Consider the following 18,781-nt stretch of genomic DNA (forward strand, 5'->3'; position numbering starts at 1 on the left):
TTTTAGATGATTTGTTGGCTGCAAAGATACACTTTTTTCTTCATATTCAATACGTTTTGATGGAAAATATTACTTAAAAAAAAATCCCATCCGAGCTTTTTGGATGGGATTTATCGATTTTTATCCGTTTTTGCACGATTTATTGACGAATTGAACGTCGTTCTTCACTTCCTAGTCCTGATAATAAACTCTCTTCACTCGGTTGCTGATGGTAGTCAGAACTTCGTAAGGAATAGTTTCCAGAATATCGCTCAGCGTCTGAACAGGAAGATGCTCTCCGAAGATTTCCACAGAATCACCTTCCTTGCAGTCGATGCCTGTCACATCTATCATCGCCACATCCATACAGATGTTGCCTACATAATCAGCTTTCTGACCGTTGACAAGGCAATAAGCATGTCGATTGCCGAGTCGGCGGTTCAAGCCATCGGCATAACCGATAGGAATGGCTGCAATCACACTATCCTTATCAAGAATGGTCTTGCGACTGTAACCTACACTATCTCCCGCCTTCACATGGTGCATCTGCAGGATGGTAGTCTTCAGGGTACTCACGCAGTTGATTGTCTTATTGTTGCGGGAGTTGATTCCATAAAGTCCAAGACCTAGGCGGCACATGTCCAACTGGCGCTCCGGGAAATGCTCGATACCTGCAGAATTACAGATATGACGCAGAATTTTATGGTCGAAGGCAGCCTGCAACTGTTTGCTTCCCTTATCGAAGAGTTCAAACTGATGGGCAGAGAAGTCATCGAAGCTGTCATCATCACTTCCCACGAAGTGAGAGAACACAGAACGAGGGATAATGGCATTCTGATGCTTCAGCTTGCCGATCAATTCCTCCATATCGTTTTCCGGATCAAAGCCCATGCGGTGCATTCCTGTATCCAGCTTGATATGAACAGGGAATCCTGTTACTCCCTCCTTCTCAGCAGCCTTAATCAGTGCATCGAGCAAACGGAATGAGTAAACCTCTGGTTCCAAGTCATAATCGAACATGGTCTTGAAGGCGGTCATCTCCGGATTCATAATCATAATATTGCTGGTGATTCCGTTCTTGCGCAGGGTTACACCTTCATCGGCAACAGCCACAGCCAGATAATCTACACGGTGATCCTGCAAAGTCTTTGCTATTTCAACAGCTCCAGCTCCATAACCGTCAGCCTTAATCATGCAGACAAGCTTTGTCTCTGGCTTCATAAAGGCACGATAGTAATTCAAGTTGGCTACCACTGCATTCAAATTCACCTCAAGAGTGGTTTCATGCACCTTCTGAACCAGCAACTCGGTCAATTGATCAAAACCAAACTGGCGAGCGCCCTTCAGCAGAATGACCTCATCACGCAAGGAAGCAAAGACCTCGCTGGCTATGAATTCCTCTACATCCTGGAAGAAGAACTTTTCAGAAATCTGAATAATATCATGCTGCTTGCAGAGTTCAGGACCAATACCGATGAATTTCACAACTCCACGCTTGCGGGCGAGATCGCTCACTTCTTTATATAGCGCCTCCGGAGTCTGGCCGCTCTGATAGATATCGCTCAATATCAAGGTATGACGGCGTCCACGATGATCCGGACGACGATTCATGAAGTCGAGAGCAATGTCAAGCGAATTGATGTCGCTGTTGTAACTGTCGTTGATAAGAGTACATCCGTGCTGTCCCACCTTCACTTCCAGTCTCATAGCCACTGGTTCGAGTTTCGCCATACGCTTATCAATATCCTCAGCAGAGATTCCGAGCTTAGAAGCCACCACAGCGCTGATGATAGAGTTCTGGATAGAAGCATCATCGATGAATGGGATGGAGAAACTATCCACCTCACCTTTATATATATAGGTGATGACGCTCACGCTCTGCTGCTTCTCGATGCTCTTGACAAAGAAAGGAGCCTCAGGATTCTTGAGCGACCAGAAGAGTTTTTCACCTTTATAATCAGGATATTCAGCCACCACCTTGGTAATCACCTCATTATCTCCATCATAAACCACGGTATCAGCATCATGGAAGAGGATGAGCTTCTCACGGCACTTCTCCTCCAGGGAAGAGAAGTTCTCCTGATGGGCAGAACCTAGATTGGTAAGAACAGCGATGGTAGGCTGGATGATGTCGCGGAGGGCAAGCATCTCACCTGGCTGACTGATACCAGCCTCGAACACGCCCACCTGAGTCTGTTCGTTCATTAACCAGACAGACAATGGCACACCTATCTGGGAATTGTAACTTCTAGGACTGCGGGTAACGAACATACTTGGTGAGAGCAGCTGATAGAGCCACTCCTTGACCATGGTCTTGCCGTTGGAACCCGTAATCCCCACGATAGGGATATTGAATTCATCACGATGACGCTCAGCCAGACGCTGCAAAGCCTCCAGCGTATTGACAACCTTCAGGAAGTTTGCCTCCGGATAATCAGAAGCGTACCCCTTAGGAACATCAGTCACCACAAAGTTTTTCACACCTCTGCGATACAGCTCAGGTATATAGTTGTGACCATCATTACGCTCCGACTTGAGCGCAAAGAATAGAGTTTCCTCTGGGAAACAAAGTGAACGACTATCGGTCAGGATAAAACCGATGTTGGTATCATTGTCTCCATAGCGACGCGCACCTATCAGTGTGGTTACCTTTTCAATAGTATATGTCATTGTCTTAATACTTTAATGATTCTATATTTTATAAGAGAAGATACTTCTCCTCAAATTCTCTTTTCCTTTCTTCCGTCCTGGCGATGAACTTTTTGTGTTCCTCGCTATCAGGATTGAAGGGTTTATGCCCTAGCGCTTCCCGGATGGGTCTCCAGTCTTCCAGAAACTGCTCGGCTGCTTTTCCGAAGTATACTGTCCGGAATTTCTCCCAGATATACTCCACAGCCTGGTCGCTCGGATGCAGCATGTCTTCCTTGTAGAAGCGATAATCACGAAGTTCATCGTTCATGATTTCGTAAGCCGGGAAATAGCTCACCACTCCCGGATTCGCCTTTACCAGCTTATCGGCAGCCAACAGAAGCGTAGCCTTGGAAAGCTGACTTCCATGATAGCCATACTTGGCATATCGGATAGGACTCACCGTGATGATAACCTTCAAGCCACCGTCTGCTGATGAAGTTTGCTTTCTTTCTGCCTTCAGCAAATCTATCGCCTTTTGCAGATAGTCCGCACATTCATCCACGCTCAGTTCCCTTTCTTCGAAAAGACGCTGTGGGCGTTTCTGGCAGTTGTCCACTATTTCGCCCGTCTCCTTCAATATATACACATGGTTTGTCCCCAACGTAAAGACCGCAACCCGTGGATGAACATCCAGGCTCTTCTCCACCGTATGAAGAATACTAGCCGGATTATACATCACTCCGAAAGGATTCACCGTAGCCCGGAAGCGATTCTCTACAAATCTGCGCCCCAGATTATCGGCAAAGCAACTGCCCACAAAGAGCATTTGCTCTGCCGGCTGTATCTCAAAGTCAGCCTTAGGAATATCGATTTCTGTCCGAAACAGCATCTCTTCTACTCCTTTATTCCTTAACTACTTCAGTATTCTTCTTGCGTTTCTTGACTTCCACTCCTATACCTATTATAATAAGGAGTACAAGAACGCCATAACCTACGTATGCTACAGTCTCTGTATTCTTGAGCGACTGTGGATGGAAATCGAGTACCACCTTATGGTTACCCGGTTTCACATTGAGCGCACGGAGAATATAGTCTACTCTACCGAGTTCTACAGGCTCCCCATCTACGGTAGCAGACCAACCCGGATAATAGATTTCAGAGAATACGATAACACCACCCTTGGTCGATTTCACCTCGTAAGTCAAGTTGTTTGGCTTATAGGCAGTCATCTTCACAACCGAAGTATCATCCTGCTTTACACTCTGATTCAGCTGCTCCTTGAACTTGGCATCAGCCACGGCTACATGACGGAGGTTCACCTTGCCCACGCCCTCGATTTCCTCGTTGGCATTGTTCACATACTTCACCTCGTCAACAAACCAGGCATTGCCGTAGGCGTATGGATTCTGAACAGGAACAGTCTGACCGCCCTGCAAAGGCATGATGAAGTACTTGGCATTCAGCATATTCAATACAGGGAAGATACTATCTCCATTCACCTTGGTCATATCACCGCCAGCCTCAGCCACAGCCTTCATTGTCTTCTGCATCTCAGGAGCGATGTGAGCATCAATCATCTCCTGATAACGGCGCAACTTAGCTGGATGATATCCACCGATACTCTTATGATAATAAGAAGTCTCGTTCTCATTGAAGGTATTCGATGCGAGATTGAGCACACGATAGTCGAGTGCCTTATCGCGACAGATGATCTTATCGGTCTCTGTCATCTGCTGAGGAGCATCACGCTCTACCTTGTCCACGAACATATCGTCATAGAGATAACGCTTGTTCACCATCCACATGTCCACGAGACAGAGCACGGCGATACCGGCAATCATGAATTCTGCACCGAGCTTCTTCATCTTATAAAGCAGCAGGAAGGCTGAACCGATAACGATAATCCAGAACGAACGCCAGCAATCAGAAGTAAAGATACTCTTGCGAATCTCTACCAGATTGCTGATAATAGGACCCTGATATTCAGCAGGCAACTGCTGCAGCGCCTGAGTCTCCTGGGCAGAGACGAAATCAGGGAAGAATACGCTCGGCATGATGGCAAAGAGCAAGCAGAAACCTGCAGTCAGACCAAAGCTGGCGTATACATATTTAATTTTAGAAGTCAGCACTTCCGGTTCATCCACAATCTTCTTCAACGCCATCATCGCCAGCAGCGGAATGGTAAACTCGGCGATAACGAGGATGGAAGCCACCGTTCGGAACTTGGCATACATCGGAATATAATCCAGGAAGAAATTGGTGAACGGCATGAAGTTTCTACCCCATGAGAGCAGGATGCTCAGAATGGTGGCAGCGAGCAAAGCCCACTTCATCGGACCCTTTACGATAAACAGCCCAAGGATAAAGAGCATACATACGAATGCTCCAACATATACCGGACCGCTGGTACCAGGCTGATTACCCCAGTACTGACCCAGCTGCTGATAAATCTGAACAAAGTTAGGGTCTGCCTTCTCCATTGCCTTCTCGTTTTGGGCAAGAGGCACGGAAGCACCGCCCTTGACATCTGGAACCAGGAGCGTCCAAGTCTCGTCAATACCATAACTCCACTGAGTGATATAGTCTCTATCCAGACCGCTACTGGTCTGATTAGCAGAGTTTTTCTTGACCAGTTCACTCTTTCCGCGCATGGTTTCCTGACCATACTGCCAGGTATGATAAAGGTTGGACAGGTTGAGCGAGATACCGATGAGGGCACCCACTGCGCATACCGCTGTAGCCTTGCCAAAACGAGCCAGCTGCTTCTTCTGAATGGCTTCTACCAGGAAGGCAATCACCATGAAGAGGATGATGAAGAGATAGTAATAAGTCATCTGCACGTGGTTGGCGTTCACCTCGAAAGCCGAGAAGATGGCTGTCAGGAGCAAACCTTTCAGATACTTGCCGCGATAAGCCAGCACCACTCCCGCAATCATAGGAGGCAGATAAGCCAGTGCCCATACCTTCCAGATATGACCGGCTGCGATAATGATAAAGAAGTAGGACGAGAATGCCCAGATGATACTACCCAATGCCGCCAGCGATTGTCGGAAATCGAAAGCACGCAACATGATGTAGAAGCCAAGAAGATATACGAATACATACCATACATAATCTGGCAGCCACAGGTGATAAGCCTTAGTTACCTGGTCGAGCACCTTGGTACTGCCATACGAAGGCGACATCTGATAAGTTGGCATTCCGCCGAATACAGAGTTGGTCCAGCGAGTAGTCTCGCCAGTCTGCTGCTGGTAAAGTTCCTTCTCATGTCCCAGTCCCTTGCTTGCCGCAGAGTCATGACGGAACAGGATTCGTCCGTCCATGTCAGCTGGCATGAAGTAGGCGAAGGAGATTACCGCAAAAATAATTACTACCAGAATATCCAGTAGATACTTCTTCAAAAATTTCATATTTTCTATAAACGTTTATAATTTTGGGGACAAAGTTAGCACAAATCGAAGACACTACAAAATAAAAGAAGAAACTTTTTACTTTTTTTATCGAAGAAAAGTCACAATAGGGGTTTCCCCCTAACTTTTAGGGAAACTATCTTGGTTTATCTGCCGATAAGCCATACCTTTGCACCCATAAACATAAAATGAGTAAGATTATGAAAAAAATCGTATTTATCTTGATGGCGATGCTGATGGCAGTCATCCCATCTACTGCACAGAATTACAAGCACAGTAAATATTATAACCAGAAGACGGGGCATCTCGACTATGGATCCAACAATAAGGGCGTCGATACCTATTACGGCATCCGCATCGGACCCGGATTCTCATACATCACTTCTGACGACAGCCGTCTCGATGGTGGCGACTGGCAGACAGGTCTCAACGTAGGTGTTGTAGCCGGCTTCCCGCTTACCTATTCTGACCCACTCTATCTGGAGACTGGTCTCTATTATATAGAAAAAGGTGGAAAGAAATCCTTAGGCGGAGGCAAGAAGATGACCTACGACCTCAACTATCTGGAGATTCCGGTAGTAGTAAAATTTAAATATGAGATAGATGATGACTTAACCATAGAGCCGTTTGCCGGTGGATATTTTGCAGCAGGCGTGGGTGGCAAGATCAAGAACTTTGCTGAGCGCGAGGCTCAGAGTTCATTCCGAAGCAACAACTTCCGTCGCCTGGATGGCGGTCTCCGCATCGGTTGCGGTATCGGCTACGACATGTTCTATGCCGACCTCACCTACGACCTCGGTCTTGCCAACATCTGCCACGATACATTTGACAAGGCACGCAACAGAGCCGTCATGCTCAATTTTGGCGTAAATTTCTAACAGAAGAAAACAACCATACGTTTTGTAGTTAAAACTTGATATACATTTCCCTGCCTGTTATAAAATATAGGTGGGGAATTGTTCTTTTATGGGATTTATTTTGTAACTTTGCACCCAAATTTGAAATAAATCAGTATGAGAATAGGAATTATCGTTGCGATGGACAAGGAGTTCACGCAGCTCAAGACATTATTGACAGAATCGCAGACAGAGCGAAAGAATCATAAGGACTTCGTCATCGGAAAAATCGGCGAGAACGAGGTGGTGATGCAGCAGTGCGGCATAGGAAAGGTGAACAGCGCCATCGGAGCGGTGGAAATGATTGATAATTATCACCCGGACCTCGTGATTTCTTCGGGAGTGGCTGGCGGTGCAGACATCAACCTCAATGTTACTGAAGTAGTAGTGGCAACCAACTGTGTTTATCACGATGCCTACTGCGGTGATGAATGCGAGTTTGGACAGATTCTCGGTATGCCAGCCACCTTCAAGACTCCAAAGGAGTATGTGGAGAAAGCACTTGCCATCAATGAACTGCCCGCCAACCAGCATCCGAAGATTCATGCCGGACAGATTGTTAGCGGCGAATGGTTTGTAGACAGCAAGGAGAAGATGCGCTCCATCCTGGAACATTTCCCTCATGCCATGGCTGTGGATATGGAAAGCTGCTCTATCGCACAGACCTGCCACATCTACAAGACTCCTTTCATCTCCTTCCGCATCATCAGCGATGTTCCTCTGAAGGATACCAAGGCACAGCAGTACTTCGACTTCTGGGCTAAAATGGCAGAAGGCTCATTCAATGTCACCAAGGCATTCCTGGAGAGCCTTTAGAAGTGAAGAACGAAAAGTGAAGAATGAAGAATTCAATTGCTTTTCAGGTACGGGCTTAATTATAAATTGTAAATTATTAATTATAAATTATAAATGAATAAGATTCCAAGTTTCACAATCAATCATAACAAGTTGCTCCGCGGCATCTACGTAAGCCGCAAGGACGAGGTAGGCGGAGAAGTAGTCACCACTTTCGATATCCGCATGAAGGTGCCTAACCAGGAGCCTTGTCTCCACAACGGTGCCATCCATACCATCGAGCACCTGGCTGCCACTTACCTGCGTAACGACGAGGAGTGGAAAGACCGCATCATCTATTGGGGACCAATGGGATGCCTTACCGGCAACTACCTCCTCATCAAGGGCGATCTGGAGAGCAAGGACATCGTAGAACTGATGAAGCGCACCTTCCAGTTCATTGCCGATTTCGAAGGCGAAATTCCTGGACAGGCAGCCAAGGATTGCGGCAACTATCTGCTCCACGACCTGCCTATGGCTAAGTACGAATCGAAGAAATATCTCGAAGAGGTGCTCAACTGTATCACTGAAGCTAACTTGATTTATCCTACACAGGATTAATCATAGATGAACGCCCGCAACCACAAATTGCGGGCGTTTATATTTAATTAACCAGAAAAGTTTTGAAACTTTTCCGAAAACTCATATCTTTGCATAAGATAAGCTACACTCGGCAATTTGAAAGCAAGCTTTCATTGCGCTCGTTTGCATTATCTTTGCATAAGATAATATATATTAACGACAATCACCAATAACGACAATAACTAACAATTATCAACTTCTTTTTGTGGCAAGAATAAAGTGTATCGATTTTAATACAACAACCATGAACATCAAAAAAGTTTTGTTTGGAGTGACCTTCATCATGTCTACCATGGCTGGCCACTCTCAGAGTGTATTCCAAGTTAAGCAGCAGTCGTTGCCTAATCCGGACAACGAGCCTACAGCTGTGTTCCCTGTTCCTAGCGATCGCCAGATGAAATGGCAGGAGACAGAATTCTATGCCTTCTTCCATTACGGAATGAACACCTATACCAACAGAGAATGGGGCTTGGGAAGTGAAGACGTAACCCTTTTTGCACCTACCAAGAAGCCTAACCCTACTCAATGGCTCAAGGCTGTAAAGGCTGCTGGCATGAAGGGCGGTATAGCTGTAGTCAAGCATCATGACGGTTTCTGCCTCTGGCCTACATCTACTACTGACCATTCCATCGTCAATGCCGGCAATGAGAACGGTAAGACCACCAACATTCCACGCGACTTTGCCAAGGCTGCCCGAAGCTTGGGAATGAAGTATGGTTTCTATGTTTCTCCATGGGACAGAAACAGCAAATACTACGGCACAGAGAAATATGTCAACGACGTTTTCCTCCGCCAGTGCGCTGAATTGGCTCAGTATGGTAAAGACCAGTTCGAAATGTGGTTCGACGGTGCCAACGGTGGCGACGGATACTACGGCGGACGCAATACCACCGTCAATGTAGACCGTTCTACCTATTATGACATTCCTAACCTCAGAGATTCTATCCACAAGGTTTGCCCAGACATCATCCTCTGGGGTGTGGGCGCTGAGTCAAGATGGATTGGTAACGAGGCAGGATGGGCTGGCGAAACAAACTGGCTCACCGACGAAAGAGGTTATGCTCCTGAAAGCAATGGTATGTATGGTACCGAAGACGGATGGCAGTGGGACCCGGGAGAGAGCGATGCCAAACTTACTGACAAGGGATGGTTCTGGCACGAGGGCGAGAAGCCTCTCTCTGTAGAGCGACTCTTCCAGATGTATCTGGAGACTGTAGGTAGAAATGCTACCTTGATTCTCAACTGCCCTCCAGACAAGAGTGGTCAGTTGCCAGAGATTGACGTCCGTGTCCTCAAGGATATGGGCAACATGATTCGTACCCGTCTGGGCAAGGACCTGGCACAGAAGGCAAAGGTTACTGTAAGCAACACCCGAAAGGCTGGTGCCAACCGCAACTATGCAGCCAAGAACCTGACCGATAACAACAAGAATACCTATTGGGCTACTGATGATGGCGTGAAGCAGGCTACCATCACCTTCAACTGGGACAAGCCACAGACCGTTCGCTATGTAGACATGATGGAATATATCCGCAAGGGTCAGCGAGTAAGAAAGTTCCATATCGAAATCTCTGAAGACGGAAAGACATGGAAACCTATCGCAGAGAAGTGCACCACCACAACCATCGGATACAAGCGCATCATCCCGTTGAACGGCAGCACATCCGACAGTTACGGCAAGGGTTATCAGGTGAAAGGCCTGAAGGTTGTCATCGACGACAGCAAGGCTTGCCCATTGTTACATTCCATAAAAGTATTTTAAACTTTGACTCTACACTAAGAATATGAAGAAATTACTCATAGCATTGTGTTTGTTACCATTGGCTGCAATGGGACAAGAAATTAAGTTCGACACCCAGGATTACAAATCCGTGGGAGTTTACGACAGATGGGAGCATTCCCCATTCCGCACAGGAGAACTGGCGGGCAACTGCGAGGTTGTGGATAATCCTGACCTCACCAACAATCCCAACAAGAAGGTGCTTGCCTTCCAGCGTTCACGCCTGGCATCCAACATCTTCGGTGCAAGAATAGATCTGAAGAAACCGATTGCACTGGGGCCTTCAGGAAAAGTAGTTCATGTACTTATCAACCGTCCGATGGAAGGCAGAGTGATGCTGGTAGGACTTGGAAAGCGTAGAGACAGAGCCGGACAGTCTAACGAAGTGGAGCAGTTCTGGATCAAGTCAACCACTCCTGTTCCTGCAGGACAGTGGGCTGATGCCGTTTTCCCAATCAAGAGTGCAGAAGGTGTAGACATCTATAGCCTGGTTGTGGTTCCTCATGCTGAGTCACCTCACGAGATGAAGCAGGATGAAGTAGTATATATTGACGACATCAATATCCACCTGACCAACGCTCCTCGCATCACCTTGCTGAAGACCGAAGGTGCTGCAAAGAAGAAGGCTCACAGCGAGTTTGTTTCTGTAACCGAGGCTAACCGCAACGGTATGGTGACCGCAGCAGATGGAACCACCCTCAACAACCACAAGGTGGCATACGGCAAGCCATTCAAGGTGAAGATGGTTCCTGCTCCAGGATTCACCTACGGTGACTTCACCATTACCCATGGTGACCAGATAGAACCGCTCAAGAAGACAGATATCGCCAAGGATGGCACCTACACCATTCCAGCCAAATGGATGGATGGCAACGTAACCATCGAGTGCATATTTATCTCTACAAGCAAATAAACAAGGAATACAACCCAGTTTCGCTTTCACTCTTCACTCTTCACATTTTACAGATAACCTTCTGTGTTACTGCAAGTTGGAAGGGTGAAGAGTTATTTTATCTCTTCACAACTCTTCACCACTCTTTACATCAAGTGATTTTGAGCAGCTCAGAAAGGGCTTTCAGAGTCTCCTGGAATCGGAATAAGACTCAAGTAAACTTTAACAAAGCCCCACGTAAACTTTATCTAAGGCTTAAACCAAATTCAAAGAAGGCTTAAATCAAATTGGAAAAAGGCTTATTCCAGAAGCAAATGAGACTTAAAGCGAGCCTTAATAGATGGCTGAAGCAAGCCTCAATAGATGGCAAAGACAAGCCTCAATAGAAGCCATTTTCCCACTAAAGTGAAGAGTGGTGAAGAGTGGTGAAGAGTGACCATCTACTCTTCACCATTTCAACCATCAGTAACACAGTAGGTTATATACAAAACGTGAAGAGTGAAGAGTAAAATCGAAACTGGCTCTTAAACACCCGATATACTGTTTTTCAGTATACCACGCCCTACTTTTTTTTTTCATCCCGAGATATAAAAAATTATCTCGGTACGGCAATTTATTGCCCTAGAAGGGGGCAATAAATTGCCATGCCGAGGCACATTCAGAAACATCGTATTATATTCTGCCAAAGTACGGGCAGAATATAATATTACCCAGTACGAATATAATATTACTCAGTCCGATTTCTATAATTCACAGTATTACCGCATCATTATAACTTAGCGTCCTACCATTTCAGTTTTCCGTATTTCTCCTTATACCACAGTTGCCAGCCATTCACCAGGTTCTGCCAAACCACATAAGCACCCGGTGCTACGGCAGCAAGCGGATTCAGAAAAGTAAGGGTTAGCCAGATACCCACAATGGTATTCTTCTGTCCCAGAGCCTGACCGGCACTGATGCTCGCATCATAATGTCTGCCCACCGCCTTACCGATGGCGAACTGGACAATACAAACAAAGAGCGGAACAATGAGCAGCAAGGCAAGAATCCATCCCGAAACCTCGGCATGGAGGATATTGCGAACCGTCTCGCCCATCAGGATAGTAAGGTTGAAGCACCACATATAGAAGCCCAGATCCTTCACGCTCTTCACCTTATCCACCCATTTAGGCAGAAACCTGCGGCTCAGCAAAGCCAGAAGCAAAGGAACCACCAGTACCGTGGTTACGTTTCGGAATACCATCGCACTCATGAAAAGAAAGGAAACATCTGCCCCCTTCTCCACCATCGGGAAAAGACTAGGAATGATAACCATCGTAAAGACATTGGCTATCACCGTATAAGTTGTCAACGAGCCGATGCTTCCACCCAACTTCTCCGTCACCACAGCCACGGCTGCCGCCGTAGGACAGATAAAACAGATGAAAGCACCTTCGAGCACCAGCTTGGTTTCATAATTATCTCCGAATTCGAAGATAAGCACCACCATCATCAGTGCCAGACTGGTTCGGATGAGCTGCAGGATAAAATGCCAAGCCTTCGGTTTCATCTCCTTGATCTCAATCTTACAGAAGGTAACATAGAGCAAGGCAAAGAGCACCACCGGCATCATATCCACCAGCTTCGGTCCCACCGCATCGCCCAAAGGTTCCAGAAAAGGAACATTGGCGAAAATCAGATAGCCCACGGCTCCCAATACCAGAGAACAGGGCAAAGAAAACTTTCTAAAGAATTTCCACAACCACATACGCATACATTAAAAAAGAATCCCCTGCAAGCAGACTGCCCAGGGCAATCGGCAAGAGGGGATTTCTCACGGATCCATTTATATATAAGCTATAGCTTAATCCTTATTACTACGCTTGCGCTCCAAGTGATCGAGAATCACCTTGCGCATACGCATACTCTTAGGAGTTACCTCTACGTACTCATCCTCGCGGATGTACTCCAGACACTCCTCAAGGCTCATCACGGTCTTTGGAATCACGCGAGCCTTATCATCAGAACCGGAAGCACGCACGTTGGTCAGCTGCTTTGCCTTGGTTACGTTAACCACCAGGTCGTTGTCGTGAACATGCTCACCAACAACCTCGCCGCCGTAAACCTCCTCACCTGGGTCGATGAAGAACTTACCGCGATCCTGCAGCTTATCGATGGCGTAAGCATAGGCAGTACCTGTCTCCAGCGCAATCATGCTACCGTTAGAACGGCGGGTAATCTCGCCCTTGTATGGCTGATACTCCTTGAAACGGTGGGCCATGATAGCCTCACCCTGAGAAGCAGTGAGCACATTGGTACGAAGACCGATGATACCACGTGAAGGAATATCGAACTCGATATCCACACGGTCGCCCATGTTCAACATAGAGGTCATATCACCCTTACGACGGGTAACCATATCAATCATCTTAGAAGCGAACTCCTCTGGTACGTTGATGGTCAACTCCTCGATAGGCTCACACTTCACACCGTCAATCTCCTTGTAGATAACCTGTGGCTGGCCTACCTGAAGTTCATAGCCCTCACGACGCATGGTCTCGATGAGCACAGAGAGATGGAGCACACCACGGCCCGAAACAATCCACTTATCAGTGGTATCCTCGTAAGGCTGAACACGAAGAGCGAGGTTCTTCTCCAACTCCTTGTTCAAGCGCTCCTGGATATGACGAGATGTACAGAACTTACCCTCCTTACCGAAGAAAGGAGAATCGTTGATGGTGAAGAGCATACTCATGGTAGGCTCATCAACAGCGATTGGAGGAAGTGGTTCTGGGTTCTCGAAGTCGCAGATGGTATCACCAATCTCGAACTTCTCCAAACCGACAACGGCACAGATGTCGCCAGAATCCACATGGTCTGTCTTCTTATGACCCATACCCTCGAAGGTATGGAGTTCCTTGATCTTAGTCTTCTCCTGGGTACCGTCACGATGGCAGATAGTGATGTTCATGCCATCCTTCAAAGTACCACGGTGTACACGACCTACGGCGATACGACCGGTGTAAGAGCTATAGTCAAGAGATGTGATCAAGAGCTGAGGAGTACCCTCCAGCTGCTTAGGAGCAGGGATAATCTCCACAATCTTGTCGAGCAGATAATCGATGTTGTCTGTTGGCTTGTTGTAGTCATCGCTCATCCAGCCATTCTTGGCAGAACCGTAAACTACAGTAAAGTCAAGCTGATCCTCAGTAGCATCGAGGTCGCACATCAGGTCGAACACCATCTCGTACACCTCTTCAGGGCGACAGTTAGGCTTATCTACCTTATTAACGACAACGATAGGCTTCAGTCCGAGCTGCAAAGCCTTCTGCAGCACGAAACGGGTCTGAGGCATAGGACCCTCGAAAGCATCGACGAGGAGGAGGCAACCGTCTGCCATGTTGAGCACGCGCTCAACCTCACCACCGAAGTCAGAGTGTCCTGGAGTATCGAGAATATTAATCTTAGTACCTTTCCAATTGATAGACACATTCTTTGAGAGAATGGTTATACCACGCTCGCGCTCCAAATCGTTGGAATCGAGCACCTCGCCGCTGTTATCCTGGCCGTCACGGAACAGCTTACCAGCGAGCATCATCTTGTCAACCAAGGTTGTCTTACCATGGTCAACGTGTGCAATAACTGCAATGTTTCTAATGTCTTGCATTTCCTTTACCTTAAATACTTTATGAATTTGGGTGCAAAATTACAAAAAATTCCCGAAAAATTTGCATAATTCACTGAAAAGTTGTACCTTTGCACCGCATTTTAACGGAAACCACCGTGAGGAAGGTCCAAAAGATGCATAACATTCATTCATAATAATTAAATTTTAAGTATCACAGCTATGTATTTAGACAAAGCAAAAAAAGAAGAGATCTTTAGCAAGTACGGAAAGTCTAACTCTGATACTGGTTCAGCTGAGAGCCAGATAGCATTGTTCTCATACCGTATTGCTCATTTGACGGAGCACGTTAAGAAGAACCGTAAAGATTATACTACAACACGTGCGTTGACACAGCTTGTAGGAAAGCGTCGTGCATTGCTCGATTACTTGTATGATCGCGACATCAATCGCTATCGTGCTATCATCAAGGCCCTCGGTCTTCGTAAGTAATCAGCGAAAGCAGACACATTGCTTAACAGAATTAAAAATCCCATCGCTCACAAGAACGATGGGATTTTTCTTTTTTCTCATTCTTTATAATATTTCCTTCAAGGGTTTCATCACGAAATCACGCTCCTCCATCAACGGATGAGGAACCTTGAAATCAGGCTCATCGATTTTCAAATCATCAATGAGCAGGATGTCGATGTCGATGATACGGTCGAAATACTCTCCATCCACCGACTTCATCGTACGCCCCATCTCTCGCTCTATCTTCTGAGTGGCTTCCAATACCTGGCGAGGAGCCATCTCGGTCAGCACCAACACACAGGAATTGATGTAATGATTAGGCGACGAATAGCCCCAAGGCTCTGTTTCGTAAAGAGCAGACTGGCGCTTAACCACGCCAATCTGCTCTCCTATTTTATCTATTGCCTCACGAATATTGCGCTTTCTATTGCCCAAATTCGTTCCGAGACCTAAATATACTTTATACATACTTATTCACACTTTTGCGAAAACTGTGGATAACTCAGTCTAAGACCTGTATATCAACGACTTAATTATACACAAAAAGCGTTTGTTTCGCAATTAATCAGGAAGTATCAACAATGAATCGCCGTAACAACCGAACATATAACCATTCTTCACTGCCTTCTTATAGCACTCCATAACCATGTCGTAACCGCCAAAGGCTGCCGTATTCATCAGGAGTGTAGACTCAGGCTGATAGAAATTGGCTACCATAGAGTCTGCCAATCCGAAATCGTATGGAGGGAAGATAAACTTGTTGGTCCAGCCATCAAATGCCTTCATCATACCATCTGTACCCACAGCTGTCTCTGTAGCCTTGAGCACACTTGTTCCAATGGCACAGACATGATGACCCGACAACTTGGTGTTATTCACCAATTCACATGCATCCTTGGTGATAATCATCTGCTCTGAATCCATCTTGTGCTTGGTAAGATCCTCCACCTCAATCTCGTGGAAGTTGCCAAGTCCGCAATGCAAAGTAATGAAAGCCTTGTTAATGCCATCAATCTCCATACGCTTCATCAACTCTCTAGAGAAGTGGAGACCAGTAGCTGGAGCAGTTACAGCACCTTCCTTCTCTGCAAATACGCACTGGAAGTCGTCCATATCATCCTCTGTAGCGTGATGCACCTCACGGTTATCAATCACATAACGAGGCAATGGAGCCTCACCCAATGCAAAGAGAGACTTCTTGAAGACATCATGCTTACCTTCTTCATCATAGAGGAAACGAAGGGTACGACCACGGCTGGTGGTATTATCGATAACCTCAGCTACCATCTCGTTCACATCGTCAAAGAACAACTTGTTGCCAATACGAATCTTGCGGGCAGGCTCTACGAGTACATCCCAAAGACGCATCTCCGGATTCAATTCACGGAGCAGGAACACTTCAATCTTGGCATCAGTCTTCTCCTTGGTACCATAAAGACGGGCAGGGAAAACCTTGGTGTCATTGAATACAAAGGTATCACCCTCGGTAAAGTAGTTGACAATATCCTTGAACTGCAAGTATACAGGATTGCCGTCGGCATCCACCATATCCTTGCCTTCCTCATCCTTCTTATACATCTCAATGGTTTCAGACTTCTTATGGAGCACCATGAGACGAGACTCGTCACGGCGAGTCACCTCGAATACACGTTCTCCACTTGCTGTCTTAACCACACGTCTTGCTTTATGTGGATAAAGTGCCACCTGCTCTTTTGGCAACTTGAAATTGAATTGTGATAGTTTCATGTTATATATTTTTCTCCTTTCTAAATGATTACTAATTTCTATTTTATTATTCTCAAAAGACAACACTTACTTTGCGGCCTGGGTGCTGTCTTCTAAAGTCTGGGCATCCAACCATTCCTGGAAATGATCGAAGTCGATACAGTTCTCAACGGCAAAACTTCCAGCCTTGGTACGGCGAAGGGCTGTAAGGAATGCTCCACTATCCAGAGCACGACCGATGTCACGTGCCAGAGAACGGATGTAGGTTCCCTTACCGCAAACTACACGAATGCTTGCCGTCTTCTCCTCGTCGTTGTAGTCGGTGAGTTCAATCTCGTCCACACGTACGGTCTTTGGCTTCAACTGCACGTCTTCTCCCGCACGACGAAGTGCATAAGAGCGGTCACCATTCACCTTCACGGCACTGTAGGTAGGTGGAACCTGCTGGATTTCGCCCACAAACTGCTTGAGTGTTTCCTCTACCAGTTCACGGGTGATGTGCTTGGTAGGGAAAGTATGATTCACACTGTGCTCCTTATCATAGCTAGCCGTAGTAGCACCCAGCTGTAGAGTTGCCGTATACTCCTTGGTATGCGCCTGCAACTCTTCTATCTGCTTGGTACATTTTCCTGTACAGAGCACCAACACGCCAGTGGCAAGGGGATCGAGCGTACCGGCATGTCCTATCTTCACCTTAAAGCCGAGCTTCTTGCTGAGCAGATAGCGAACATGCGCCAAGGCTCCGAAACTCGACATGCGATAAGGCTTGTCGATGGCAATAATTTCTCCTTTTCTGAAATCCATTATGAAATATTTAATCCACCATCTGCATGTCTACACCACAAAGGCCGCAGATGATGATGATGAGTCCTACAACGATACGATACCAGCCGAAGGCAGCGAAACCGTACTTGGTGACATAATTGATGAAAAACTTGATGGCGAGGATGGCAACGAAGAATGCTACCACTGAACCTAAAATCAATGTTACCAGATTATTACCCTGGGTGAGCAACGAACCGCCACCATGGCTGATGAGCTTATAAACCTCCAGACAAGTGGCACCAAACATAGTTGGAACCGCTAAGAAGAATGAGAACTCTGCAGCAGCCTTACGAGTAAGACGCTGAGACATACCACCCACGATGGTTGACATAGAACGAGACACACCAGGAATCATCGCAATACACTGGATAAAACCGATGGTCAAGGCGCGCTTGTAAGTAAACTTAGTCTGCTCACTACCTTTATTGAATATCTTATCGCAGAAGAGCATGAAGACACCACCAATGACAAGCATCCAACCTACCAACTGCACATTGCCAAGGTTAGACTCAATAAAATCATTAAAGGCAAGACCCAACACCACCGCAGGTACAGTACCCACTACCAATCGTGCATAGAAATCGAACATTGCCTTCCAATAGGTCTTCTCGCCTGTTTTCACTGAATCCGGATAGAAAAATCTCTTCCAATACAAACAGATAACAGAGAGAATAGCACCAAACTGAATGATGACAGTAAAAGCGTTAACAAACTGATCCTGAATATCTACGCCCAACAAGTTTTCGGTGATAATCATGTGACCTGTACTTGACACAGGCAAGAACTCGGTCAATCCCTCTACAATAGCGATAATGATTGTCTGAATAAAATCCATCTAATAATAATATGTATATTAATTATAAATTATTAATTATTAATTGTCTTTCGGCTTGCGTATTACAGCATAGATGATAGAGAGGAAACCAATCAATGTAACGGTTGGTGCCACAACGATACGACGAGTACTGAAGATATCAGTATCGAAAGTATGCTCATTAGAGCCAGCTCCGCTCATCAAGAGGAAACCGATGATGACAATTGCCATGCCAATTGCCAACAAGATGAAGTTCATCTTGTCAAATGCTAAATTCTTCTTATCCATTATTTTAA

16 protein-coding genes are annotated in these 18,781 nt (G+C 46.2%); 6 read left to right on the plus strand and 10 right to left on the minus strand.

The window, feature by feature from the left end; translation table 11 throughout:
• Window positions 1–171: 171 nt before the first annotated feature.
• Genes ACTQ53_RS01205 through ACTQ53_RS01215 form a run of 3 tightly spaced genes read right to left on the minus strand, consistent with a single transcriptional unit; the run spans window position 172 to window position 6,020 of the window.
• Window positions 172–2,649 (minus strand): bifunctional UDP-N-acetylmuramoyl-tripeptide:D-alanyl-D-alanine ligase/alanine racemase, encoded by a 2,478-nt coding sequence (locus ACTQ53_RS01205; protein WP_441931737.1) that lies wholly within the window; start codon window positions 2,647–2,649, stop codon window positions 172–174.
• A 28-nt stretch (window positions 2,650–2,677) separates the two neighbouring features.
• Complete coding sequence (locus ACTQ53_RS01210) at window positions 2,678–3,499, minus strand: GSCFA domain-containing protein (protein WP_441931739.1); 822 nt, start codon at window positions 3,497–3,499, stop codon at window positions 2,678–2,680.
• A gap of 13 nt (window positions 3,500–3,512) precedes the next feature.
• Window positions 3,513–6,020, minus strand: coding sequence for a YfhO family protein (locus ACTQ53_RS01215; protein WP_441931740.1), 2,508 nt, complete (start codon window positions 6,018–6,020; stop codon window positions 3,513–3,515).
• Between the two features lie 200 nt (window positions 6,021–6,220).
• Between ACTQ53_RS01215 and ACTQ53_RS01220 the strand changes: the two genes are divergently transcribed.
• From ACTQ53_RS01220 to ACTQ53_RS01240, 5 genes are all read left to right on the plus strand, one after another.
• Window positions 6,221–6,898 (plus strand): porin family protein, encoded by a 678-nt coding sequence (locus ACTQ53_RS01220; RefSeq protein ID WP_441931741.1) that lies wholly within the window; start codon window positions 6,221–6,223, stop codon window positions 6,896–6,898.
• A 135-nt stretch (window positions 6,899–7,033) separates the two neighbouring features.
• Window positions 7,034–7,732 carry a 5'-methylthioadenosine/adenosylhomocysteine nucleosidase gene (locus ACTQ53_RS01225; protein ID WP_294970829.1) on the plus strand — a complete coding sequence of 233 codons (699 nt, stop codon included), beginning with the start codon at window positions 7,034–7,036 and terminating at the stop codon, window positions 7,730–7,732.
• Window positions 7,733–7,825: 93 nt separating this feature from the next.
• Window positions 7,826–8,311 (plus strand): S-ribosylhomocysteine lyase, encoded by a 486-nt coding sequence (locus ACTQ53_RS01230; protein WP_294970831.1) that lies wholly within the window; start codon window positions 7,826–7,828, stop codon window positions 8,309–8,311.
• Between the two features lie 265 nt (window positions 8,312–8,576).
• Window positions 8,577–10,094, plus strand: a complete 1,518-nt coding sequence (locus tag ACTQ53_RS01235; RefSeq protein WP_295346775.1) for an alpha-L-fucosidase — start codon at window positions 8,577–8,579, stop codon at window positions 10,092–10,094.
• 22 nt (window positions 10,095–10,116) lie between these two features.
• Window positions 10,117–11,025, plus strand: a complete 909-nt coding sequence (locus tag ACTQ53_RS01240; RefSeq protein ID WP_441931742.1) for a hypothetical protein — start codon at window positions 10,117–10,119, stop codon at window positions 11,023–11,025.
• A 763-nt stretch (window positions 11,026–11,788) separates the two neighbouring features.
• Here the strand turns inward: ACTQ53_RS01240 and ACTQ53_RS01245 are convergent.
• Both ACTQ53_RS01245 and typA read right to left on the minus strand, forming a co-directional pair.
• Complete coding sequence (locus tag ACTQ53_RS01245; protein ID WP_294970836.1) at window positions 11,789–12,751, minus strand: bile acid:sodium symporter; 963 nt, start codon at window positions 12,749–12,751, stop codon at window positions 11,789–11,791.
• A gap of 96 nt (window positions 12,752–12,847) precedes the next feature.
• The gene (typA, locus tag ACTQ53_RS01250; RefSeq protein WP_294970838.1) at window positions 12,848–14,650 is read right to left on the minus strand and encodes a translational GTPase TypA; all 1,803 of its coding nucleotides are present in this window, start codon (window positions 14,648–14,650) and stop codon (window positions 12,848–12,850) included.
• Between the two features lie 180 nt (window positions 14,651–14,830).
• On the opposite strand from typA, the gene rpsO reads away from it, so the two are divergent.
• A complete protein-coding gene (rpsO, locus tag ACTQ53_RS01255) occupies window positions 14,831–15,100 on the plus strand; it encodes a 30S ribosomal protein S15 (protein WP_022122065.1) in 270 nt (89 codons plus the stop codon).
• 84 nt (window positions 15,101–15,184) lie between these two features.
• Here rpsO and folK read toward each other — a convergent pair whose 3' ends face one another.
• The 5 genes from folK to ACTQ53_RS01280 all read right to left on the minus strand — a co-directional run bounded on the left by folK (window position 15,185) and on the right by ACTQ53_RS01280 (window position 18,773).
• The gene (gene folK / locus ACTQ53_RS01260) at window positions 15,185–15,589 is read right to left on the minus strand and encodes a 2-amino-4-hydroxy-6-hydroxymethyldihydropteridine diphosphokinase (protein WP_295346773.1); all 405 of its coding nucleotides are present in this window, start codon (window positions 15,587–15,589) and stop codon (window positions 15,185–15,187) included.
• A gap of 93 nt (window positions 15,590–15,682) precedes the next feature.
• Window positions 15,683–16,867 carry a tRNA preQ1(34) S-adenosylmethionine ribosyltransferase-isomerase QueA gene (queA, locus tag ACTQ53_RS01265; protein ID WP_295346772.1) on the minus strand — a complete coding sequence of 395 codons (1,185 nt, stop codon included), beginning with the start codon at window positions 16,865–16,867 and terminating at the stop codon, window positions 15,683–15,685.
• Window positions 16,868–16,933: 66 nt separating this feature from the next.
• Window positions 16,934–17,650: a tRNA pseudouridine(55) synthase TruB gene (gene truB, locus ACTQ53_RS01270; RefSeq protein ID WP_295346771.1), complete on the minus strand. Its 717-nt coding sequence runs from the start codon at window positions 17,648–17,650 to the stop codon at window positions 16,934–16,936.
• A gap of 10 nt (window positions 17,651–17,660) precedes the next feature.
• On the minus strand, window positions 17,661–18,506 hold the full coding sequence (locus ACTQ53_RS01275; RefSeq protein WP_441931745.1) for an undecaprenyl-diphosphate phosphatase: 846 nt from the start codon (window positions 18,504–18,506) through the stop codon (window positions 17,661–17,663).
• Between the two features lie 39 nt (window positions 18,507–18,545).
• On the minus strand, window positions 18,546–18,773 hold the full coding sequence (locus ACTQ53_RS01280) for a DUF3098 domain-containing protein (RefSeq protein ID WP_153124468.1): 228 nt from the start codon (window positions 18,771–18,773) through the stop codon (window positions 18,546–18,548).
• Window positions 18,774–18,781 lie beyond the last annotated feature (8 nt).

Source organism: Prevotella sp. Sow4_E9_plate (genome assembly GCF_052116205.1).
GTDB lineage: Bacteria > Bacteroidota > Bacteroidia > Bacteroidales > Bacteroidaceae > Prevotella.

Bases quoted from the DNA above. Each gene is read 5' to 3' on its own strand.
- ACTQ53_RS01205 (WP_441931737.1), bottom strand. From the start codon at position 2,649: ATGACATATACTATTGAAAAGGTAACCACACTGATAGGTGCGCGTCGC.
- ACTQ53_RS01210 (WP_441931739.1), bottom strand. From the start codon at position 3,499: ATGCTGTTTCGGACAGAAATCGATATTCCTAAGGCTGACTTTGAGATA.
- ACTQ53_RS01215 (WP_441931740.1), bottom strand. From the start codon at position 6,020: ATGAAATTTTTGAAGAAGTATCTACTGGATATTCTGGTAGTAATTATT.
- ACTQ53_RS01220 (WP_441931741.1), top strand. From the start codon at position 6,221: ATGAAAAAAATCGTATTTATCTTGATGGCGATGCTGATGGCAGTCATC.
- ACTQ53_RS01225 (WP_294970829.1), top strand. From the start codon at position 7,034: ATGAGAATAGGAATTATCGTTGCGATGGACAAGGAGTTCACGCAGCTC.
- ACTQ53_RS01230 (WP_294970831.1), top strand. From the start codon at position 7,826: ATGAATAAGATTCCAAGTTTCACAATCAATCATAACAAGTTGCTCCGC.
- ACTQ53_RS01235 (WP_295346775.1), top strand. From the start codon at position 8,577: ATGAACATCAAAAAAGTTTTGTTTGGAGTGACCTTCATCATGTCTACC.
- ACTQ53_RS01240 (WP_441931742.1), top strand. From the start codon at position 10,117: ATGAAGAAATTACTCATAGCATTGTGTTTGTTACCATTGGCTGCAATG.
- ACTQ53_RS01245 (WP_294970836.1), bottom strand. From the start codon at position 12,751: ATGTGGTTGTGGAAATTCTTTAGAAAGTTTTCTTTGCCCTGTTCTCTG.
- typA (WP_294970838.1), bottom strand. From the start codon at position 14,650: ATGCAAGACATTAGAAACATTGCAGTTATTGCACACGTTGACCATGGT.
- rpsO (WP_022122065.1), top strand. From the start codon at position 14,831: ATGTATTTAGACAAAGCAAAAAAAGAAGAGATCTTTAGCAAGTACGGA.
- folK (WP_295346773.1), bottom strand. From the start codon at position 15,589: ATGTATAAAGTATATTTAGGTCTCGGAACGAATTTGGGCAATAGAAAG.
- queA (WP_295346772.1), bottom strand. From the start codon at position 16,867: ATGAAACTATCACAATTCAATTTCAAGTTGCCAAAAGAGCAGGTGGCA.
- truB (WP_295346771.1), bottom strand. From the start codon at position 17,650: ATGGATTTCAGAAAAGGAGAAATTATTGCCATCGACAAGCCTTATCGC.
- ACTQ53_RS01275 (WP_441931745.1), bottom strand. From the start codon at position 18,506: ATGGATTTTATTCAGACAATCATTATCGCTATTGTAGAGGGATTGACC.
- ACTQ53_RS01280 (WP_153124468.1), bottom strand. From the start codon at position 18,773: ATGGATAAGAAGAATTTAGCATTTGACAAGATGAACTTCATCTTGTTG.